Source organism: Nostoc sp. (assembly GCF_036919575.1).
Lineage (GTDB): Bacteria > Cyanobacteriota > Cyanobacteriia > Cyanobacteriales > Nostocaceae > Nostoc.
The window spans coordinates 1-5,890 of sequence record NZ_JBALBY010000049.1 but is presented as its reverse complement, the minus strand read 5'-3'; the positions used below and the strand labels follow the sequence as shown (position 1 = coordinate 5,890).

Annotated in this window: 5 protein-coding genes; 4 read left to right on the top strand and 1 reads right to left on the bottom strand. The window is 42.8% G+C overall.

Annotated elements, in window-relative coordinates:
- Positions 1-308 precede the first annotated feature (308 nt).
- From V7K27_RS14260 to V7K27_RS14250, 3 genes are all read left to right on the top strand, one after another.
- Positions 309-806, top strand: coding sequence for an LptA/OstA family protein (locus tag V7K27_RS14260; protein WP_334948179.1), 498 nt, complete (start codon positions 309-311; stop codon positions 804-806).
- Between the two features lie 30 nt (positions 807-836).
- Complete coding sequence (lptB, locus tag V7K27_RS14255) at positions 837-1,565, top strand: LPS export ABC transporter ATP-binding protein (RefSeq protein WP_334948177.1); 729 nt, start codon at positions 837-839, stop codon at positions 1,563-1,565.
- 233 nt (positions 1,566-1,798) lie between these two features.
- Positions 1,799-2,914, top strand: coding sequence for an LptF/LptG family permease (locus V7K27_RS14250; RefSeq protein ID WP_334948181.1), 1,116 nt, complete (start codon positions 1,799-1,801; stop codon positions 2,912-2,914).
- Positions 2,915-3,387: 473 nt separating this feature from the next.
- Here V7K27_RS14250 and V7K27_RS14245 read toward each other — a convergent pair whose 3' ends face one another.
- Positions 3,388-4,008 carry a CP12 domain-containing protein gene (locus V7K27_RS14245; RefSeq protein WP_334948175.1) on the bottom strand — a complete coding sequence of 207 codons (621 nt, stop codon included), beginning with the start codon at positions 4,006-4,008 and terminating at the stop codon, positions 3,388-3,390.
- Between the two features lie 710 nt (positions 4,009-4,718).
- On the opposite strand from V7K27_RS14245, the gene V7K27_RS14240 reads away from it, so the two are divergent.
- Positions 4,719-5,890 (top strand): hypothetical protein (locus V7K27_RS14240; RefSeq protein WP_334948173.1); only part of this gene is annotated, 1,172 nt, incomplete at its 3' end.

Genomic DNA, 5,890 nt, shown 5'->3' with positions numbered 1-5,890 from the left:
CTTACACCCAACAAATATGGGCTTTATCGTCTTAAGTTGACACCAATGAGCACTGCTGTGCCCCTACCGCGTGGTCTATTTACCTGAAAATAGCTTGAAGTTCCGAGTTCTGAGCTTAGAGTTCTGAGTTCCAATATATTAAGTTGTAGTAGATTTCATACCAATTACCTGAAACCTTAAGGTTGGGGGTAGCGTCACTATTTCAGCCAGTAGTTATCGGAAATCACTCCAGATTATATATTTCATCGTCTGGATAAAGTAGTTGAGATAATTAGAATACAAGCTGAAATCCTGAATCCCAAACTGCTATGATGCCCTGCTATCAATTACCAATATCACAAATGCGTCGCTTTGGATTAGCTTTAATGCTGCCAGTTGCACTCTTGGGCGCTTTTGTCTTCCCTACCCAACTGCAAACCGCTACTGCACAAACATCTGAAGCAAATCGCCCCCTGACTATCCGCGCTGATGTGCAAGAATATGACGCTAAAAATCAAGTAGTCACCGCTCGTGGTAATGTGCAAATGTTGTATCCGGCTCGCCAGATTCAGGCAACATCTGCCCAAGCACAGTATTTTAGTAAAGAACGCCGAATTGATTTCAGTGGCAACGTCTATATTTTGCAACAGGGTGGTAACAGTATTCGGGCGGAGAAAGTAACCTATTTAATTGACGAAGGGCGATTTGTTGCCTTACCCCAATCCAACCGTCAGGTAGAGTCCATCTACATGGTGCAGGAATCAAATAATAATGGACAAACTGCGACACCTGCCCCAAAGACACCAGTATTCAAGCCTTCTAATTAGCATCTCCCATCAAGAAAGAGTGCCTCCAGCGTGAAAATTGTTTTAGAGAATATTCACAAATCTTACGGCAAGCGAGTAATTGTCAATCGTGTCAATCTTTCTGTTGCTCAAGGCGAAGTCGTTGGTTTGCTAGGCCCCAATGGGGCTGGTAAAACGACGACCTTTTACATCGCCACAGGTTTAGAAAAACCCAATCAAGGAAAAGTCTGGTTAGGTAATCTCGACGTTACGGGAATGCCAATGCACAAAAGGGCGCGATTGGGTATTGGTTATCTAGCACAAGAACCAAGTGTTTTTCGCCAACTTTCGGTAGAGGATAATATTCTGTTGGTGCTAGAGCAAACTAATGTGCCACGATGGGAGTGGTCAAGACGACTCACAACTTTACTGCGGGAGTTTCGGTTGGAAAAATTAGCTAAAAGTAAAGGAATTCAACTTTCTGGTGGTGAGCGACGGCGGACTGAATTAGCAAGGTCTTTAGCTGCTGGACAAGAAGGGCCAAAATTTTTACTTTTGGATGAACCATTTGCAGGAGTTGATCCGATCGCAGTTTCAGAAATTCAGCAAATCGTAGCACAACTGCGCGATCGCGGCATGGGAATCTTAATTACAGATCATAATGTCCGCGAAACCCTGGCTATCACCGATCGCGCCTACATCATGCGCGAGGGACAAATTCTCGCTTTTGGCGCTGCTGACGAACTCTACAGCAATCCCCTCGTGCGGCAATATTATTTAGGGGATAATTTTCAAGTCTAAATTAACAATTATTTAGCTAATAATTTCAAAGGATATTTTTATTGTTTATTCTCAAGCATAAATTTATTAATTAATTTCATTTTGCTTTCTCAGCTATTTAGAATTTAATTTTGATATTAAACATATACTTTGCTTTCTTAAGGGTTGCCAATTTTTAACTTTTCAAGTTGCTTATGATCTCAAAGAAACTCACGTCTTTCTACAGCCTCCATTCGCTGCTGCCTTTTACGATGATGGATCGCTATCTTGCCAGTGAATTGTTAGCGCCGTTTTTCTTTGGTGTCGGAGCTTTTTCATCACTTGGCGTTACCATTGATGCTGTATTTGATCTCGTCAGAAAAATTGTAGAATCTGGGCTACCTATAGACATTGCTATTCAAGTTTTTTTGTTAAAATTTCCCAACTTTATCGTTTTAGCCTTCCCCATGTCTACGCTGCTGGCTACTTTGATGACCTACAGTCGTCTTTCTAGCGACAGCGAACTAATTGCCCTTCGTAGTTGTGGGGTCAGCGTCTATCGCATGGTGCTAACTGCTGTGATGTTAAGTCTTGTGGTTACAGGAATGACATTTGTGTTTAACGAAGAAATTGCACCAGCAGCAAATTATCAAGCGGCGATGACTCTGGATAAAGCCCTCAAATCAGACAAGCCAACTTTGAAACAGCAAAATATTTTCTATCCTGAATACCAGGATGTTCCCGAACCGGATGGCTCTAAAAATAGGATATTGACACGCTTGTTTTACGCCGACCAATTTGATGGTAAGCGGATGAAAGGTTTGACGATTATAGACCGCTCAACAAAAGGTCTAAATCAAATTGTGGTATCAGAATCTGCCCAGTGGAATCCTTCGCAAAATGTCTGGGATTTTTACAACGGCACGATCTATTTTGTCGCTGCCGATCGCTCTTATCGCAACATTGTCAGATTTGAACACCAACAACTGCAACTACCGCGCACGCCATTAAGTCTGGCAGAAAAAAGCCGAGACTATGGTGAGATGAATATTTCTGAAGCACTACAGCAACTAGAAGTGGAAAATCTCGGTGGCGATCGCCAAAAAATTCGTAAACTCGAAGTGCGGATTCAACAAAAAATCTCTTTACCTTTTGTATGCGTAGTTTTTGGTTTAGTAGGTGCAGCGATGGGAAGCATACCCCAGCGAACTGGGAGAGGTACCAGCTTTGGGATTAGTGTGATAGTAATTTTTTCGTACTACTTAATTTTCTTTATTAGTGGTGCGATCGCGCAAGCAGGTGTCCTCTCTCCCTTTATAGGGGCTTGGTTGCCCAACTTTGTTTTTTTGGGAATAGGTCTATTCTTATTGATCCGAGTTGCTAAACGGTAAATTCAGGAAAAACAAAAACCTCACACTATCCTGACAGACATCCCTCTCCTTGGTAAGGAGAGGGACAGGTTTTGCGTAGCAGAACCAGGGTGAGGTCTTCTTAATACCATTTCAGACAAACCCTGATACATATAGATTTCTCGTAAGGGCACAGTATTGCTCATTGGTGTCAACTTAAGCCTTGGCGAATGGAATAGAGCCTCCGGCACGCTGACGCGAACGCGGCTACACAAACAAAGTCCACCTCCGTGGACTAATACAAAATTAAGGGTTCTTAACCCACGTTCGCGTAGCGTTCCGCAAGGAAAGGTGGGTTTTGCCTGTGTAGACGCGGTTTCTAACCGCCCTTTTAGCTTAAGTTGACACGCATGAGCATTGCTGTGCCCCTACCAACGTATTTGTATCATTACTAAAGTGAAACGGAATAAGCTATTCAATAAATCGTAAATTGCATCCAGAGAGACTTGTGTGTACTACGGATGATAATTTCGACATTCCGGTGCATCTGGGTTTTCCTTGCAGTATTCCTCAAAAGAAACTTTAGCTGATACCATACCCTCAGCTTTCTGATGAGCTGCTTCTGCCTGGAGTTCTTCTACCTCATCCCAAGCGGCTGCACAGGATTTAGAATAGGCACCTTGTTCAGTGCAAATAGCACGAGCCTGCTCAATTGCTTTTTGAATTCTCTCCTCCAGCAGTAGCGCTTGTGGCGCTTCTACAAAGTCGCTTTTGGTCAAAATGTCGGTAATCGAGATGATGCCCAACAGCTTGCCTTGAATCACCGGTGCCCTGTGGATACCAGTGTTAGCAAATAACCGCGCTACATATTCCACACCCAAATCAGGATTTACTACAATGCAGGGCTTGCTCATAATTTCATAAACCCGCACTTGCTTTGGGTCTTTACCGTAGGCTGTTACTTTATAGACAATATCCGTTTCTGTGACAATACCATAAGCATCATTGTCATAGCGACGATCCACGACCAGCGATCGCAATCCTTTTTCCTTCATCACCCCCACTGCTTCCGCAACAGTCGCCGAACCGCGAATGGTAACTACATCTTTGGTCATGATATCTTCAGCTTTCATCATTGCTGTAGTCTCCTGGTTAATAGTACGGTGCAGCACAGCGCCTTCAGAGCGTACAGTTTGCTAACTAGAAAGTAAAAAAGTTGAACTTTTGTCCGGCTACAACAATAAATTAGACCAGTTGTCAACTCCTGATGTTATCCAGTGTTACCGATACCCAAAAACTAACCATAAATTGCCATAACTTTCTAGAAAATCTTGCCAAAGGACTCCAGCCGCTAATAAGGAACGTGGATTAAATAAAATGCAAAACTTCATCCTGTATCTAGCTTCCCTCTCCTTTATAAGGAGAGGGATTGAGGGTGAGGTAAGGCCGGGACATAAATTGTACAGCACTTTGCAAGTAAATGAAGTACACCCTTCCATTGCTTGGGGCTACGGTAAATTACCCCCCTTAATCCCCCCGATATATTGGGGGGAAACAGCAAATCTAGTTCCCTCACCTTTATAAGGGGAGGGTTAGGGTGGGGTACTTTTGTACCTCACCAACTCGCAATCTGCTGTATGTCATTTAATTTTTATTTCTAAGTAAATTTTTGACTACTATATGTCTATTGGTAATGACTAATAACTGATGGAGAAGTTAGGATCAAATCACCATTTAAACTTAAGTTGACACATTTCCTGTTGAGGAAAGCAAAAGCATAAAACAGCAATGCCTTCAGCTTCCGTCAAGTTTTCCCGATTTCGAGTAAATTTCAATTACCAATCCCATGCCACATCGACATTATCCTCCCGCCTACTTACGCTATCTCAAAGCCAGATTATTATGGAATCTAGGACGACCTGGTTTTTGGGCAACTGCAATTTTTTTATCTGTAGTAGGGCTAGTAACCTGGCAATACTGGTCAAATCCAGATATTTTCGTTTATAAGCAAAAAAACCAAGTCGCTTCCCAAAAGCCTGCTGATTCCGAACTATCAGCAGAAAACAGAGCTATTGCAGCAGATATTGATAACTTACCAGTTTTATTTAATGACTTTGAGCAAGCAACTCTCTCAGCAACAGCAAATACCCCGAAGGAAAACACTCAGGGAAAAAACAGCAAAGACTTATTAGAGGATATAACTAATACACAAAAGTCTGCTAGTGATACCAAATTAAATCCTGGTTTAGGCGTTAATGGCGACATCTCGCCAGCCGTGGAAAATCCCTTTGTTGTACAAACACAAAATTTATTGCGTACTGGAACGGTTGATAGTAATAACCAGTTTCTAGGTATTAAGACCTTAAATGCAGCGTCTGAACCAACAGGGGGAGGACAAACATCCTCTAGCCTCGGTATTGGATTTACTAATCAAACCAACAAGAATCAAAATTCTCTCTCTATCAGCCCTCAGCAAGCGGCGCTCAACCAATCGACAAACCAGAAATTGTCTACCTTCGATGGTACTGCAACTCAGACAAATGCTTTAGGCCGAGTCTCTGACCCAGGAACAACGCTAATGCCACCCATCAACAGCTTATCCAGTCAGAATTCTCTACCAAGTACTGGGTTAACTGCTCAGACAGGCTACACGTCAACGGGTTCAAACTTACCACAAAATCCCTATACTAATTTAAATAACGGTCAGCTATTGCCTAATAATGGGTTAACTACTGGTACTGGTTATACTTCAACGGGTACGAACTTACCGCAAAATCCCTACAATAATTTAAATAGTGGTCAGCTAGTGCCTAATGTATCACCATTGACACCCCCAGTCACCTCTCTCGCACCAAGTAATATTGCACCTTACTCTAGCCAGAGTCCAAGTCAAGGCGTTGTCACCCCTACAAACCCTGTGGGATATGGGAATTATGGTATGCAGCAGCCGACGCAACTACCACAGTCCTATGGGAATTATGGTATGCAGCAGCCGACGCAACTACCACAGTCCTATGG

Coding starts and splice junctions, on each gene's coding strand:
- V7K27_RS14260 (WP_334948179.1), top strand. CDS start 309: ATGATGCCCTGCTATCAATTACCAATATCACAAATGCGTCGCTTTGGA.
- V7K27_RS14250 (WP_334948181.1), top strand. CDS start 1,799: ATGGATCGCTATCTTGCCAGTGAATTGTTAGCGCCGTTTTTCTTTGGT.
- V7K27_RS14245 (WP_334948175.1), bottom strand. CDS start 4,008: ATGATGAAAGCTGAAGATATCATGACCAAAGATGTAGTTACCATTCGC.